The following is a 1,950-nucleotide window of genomic DNA, read 5'->3' on the forward strand; positions in this document are numbered from 1 at the left end:
GTCTGCGGGCTTTTTTCACTCGTCTTCGTCAATCGCGAGATCACCATGTCCGACGACACCCAAACCCCCGTGTTCCAGATCCAGCGCCTGTACCTGAAGGACCTGTCGCTCGAACAGCCGAACTCGCCGCAGATCCTGCTGGAGCAGACGCAGCCCCAGGTCGACATCAACCTCGGCCTGGCTGCCGAGCCGGTCGCCGACGGCATCTACGAGGTGAGCGTCACCGCCACCGTCACGACCCGCGTCAGCGACAAGACGCTGTTCCTGGTCGAGGCCAAGCAGGCCGGCATCTTCGAGATCCGCAACATCCCCGAAGACCAGCTGCAGCCGATCATCGGCATCGCCTGCCCGCAGATCATCTACCCGTACCTGCGCGCCGTCGTCTCCGACATCTGCACGCGCGCCGGCTTCCCGCCGGTGCTGCTGGCCGAAGTGAACTTCCAGGCGATGTTCGAGGCGCAGCAACAGCAGGCCGCGAACGGCGCTGCCGCGCCCGCCATCAACTGACGCACGGGTTGCCGCGGTGAAGCTCACCGTCCTCGGGGCCGGCGCGTGGGGCACGGCGGTGGCCGTGAGCACCTCAACGCGCCATGACACCCGCCTGTGGGTGCGTGATCCGCAGCAGTGCGCGCGCCTGCAGGCGCGCGGCGAGAACCACCGCTACCTGCCCGGCGTCGCGCTGCCGCCGGGGCTGGTGGTGTCGTCCGATTTCGACAGCTGCGTCGAGCATGCACGCGGCGGGCTGATCATCATCGCGACGCCGATGGCGTCGCTGTCCGAGGTGCTGCGGCGCCTGCCCGCCGATGCGAGCGGCGTGATGTGGTTGTGCAAGGGCTTCCAGGACAGCACCGGCTGGCTCGGTCACGAGGTCGCACGCGCGGTGCGGCCGACCGACGGCCGCGTCGGCGTGCTGTCGGGGCCGACCTTCGCGCTCGAGGTCGCGCTCGGCCGGCCGGCGGCGCTGGTGGCCGCGAGCGGCGACGCCGCGCTGTGCGAGCAGGCCGTCGCGGCGCTGCACAGCGATAGCCTGCGTGTCTACACCTCCAGCGACGTGCTGGGCGTCGAGGTGGGCGGCGCGCTGAAGAACGTGATGGCGATCGCCACCGGCATCGCCGACGGCATGGGCCTCGGCTTCAACGCCCGGGCGGCGCTGATCACGCGCGGGCTGGCCGAGATGACGCGGCTGGGGGGCGCGCTCGGCGCCCGGCCCGACACCTTCATGGGCCTGTCCGGTCTCGGCGACCTGGTGCTGACCGCCACCGGCGACCTGTCGCGCAACCGCAAGGTCGGCCTGCTGCTGGCCGACGGCGTGCCGCTGCCGAAGATCCTCGCCGACCTCGGCCATGTGGCCGAAGGGGTCGCGTGCGCCGCGACCGCGCTGCGGCGCGCGCGTTCGTGCTCGATCGACATGCCGATCACCGAGGCGGTGGTCAGCGTGCTCGAAGGGCGCCGCACGCCGGATCAGTCGATCCAGCTCCTGATGATGCGCGACGCGCGCCCCGAAAGCTTCAACGGATGAACCTGAACCGTCGTGATGTGCTGGCCGCCGCTGCGGCCGCGGCGCTGTCGAGCGCCCTGCCGGCGCGTGCGCAGGCCTGGCCTGCCCGCCCGATCCGCCTCGTCGTGCCGTTCCCGCCCGGCAGCTCGCCGGACATCATCGCGCGGCTGCTGGCCGAGCCGCTCGCGCATGCGCTCGGCCAGGCGATCGTCGTCGACAACAAGCCCGGCGCCGGCGGCAACCTGGGCACCGGCGCGGTGGCGAAGGCGGAGCCCGACGGCTACACCTTCCTGTTCACGATCCAGGGGCCGCTGGTGACCGCGCCGCTGCTGTCGAAATCGCTCGGCTACGACCCGCTGAAGGACCTGCTGCCGGTGACGCTGGTCGCGACCTCGCCGAACGTGCTGGTGGTCGACCCGAAGCTCGGCGTCGACACGCTGGCCGATTTCGTG

Annotated in this window: 3 protein-coding genes; all 3 read left to right on the plus strand. The window is 71.2% G+C overall.

Annotation, left to right across the window (positions count from 1 at the left end; translation table 11 throughout):
• Window positions 1-45 precede the first annotated feature (45 nt).
• Entirely contained in the window at window positions 46-507 is a 462-nt protein-coding gene (gene secB / locus AC1D15_RS29480) for a protein-export chaperone SecB (RefSeq protein WP_047499719.1), read from the plus strand.
• A gap of 16 nt (window positions 508-523) precedes the next feature.
• Window positions 524-1,519, plus strand: coding sequence for an NAD(P)H-dependent glycerol-3-phosphate dehydrogenase (locus AC1D15_RS29485; RefSeq protein WP_477828812.1), 996 nt, complete (start codon window positions 524-526; stop codon window positions 1,517-1,519).
• Window positions 1,516-1,950, plus strand: a 435-nt coding sequence (locus AC1D15_RS29490) for a Bug family tripartite tricarboxylate transporter substrate binding protein (RefSeq protein ID WP_477828813.1), incomplete at its 3' end; no start/stop codon positions are given. The genes AC1D15_RS29485 and AC1D15_RS29490, both read left to right, overlap by 4 nt.

The organism is Rhizobacter sp. P2_H2 (assembly GCF_056403375.1).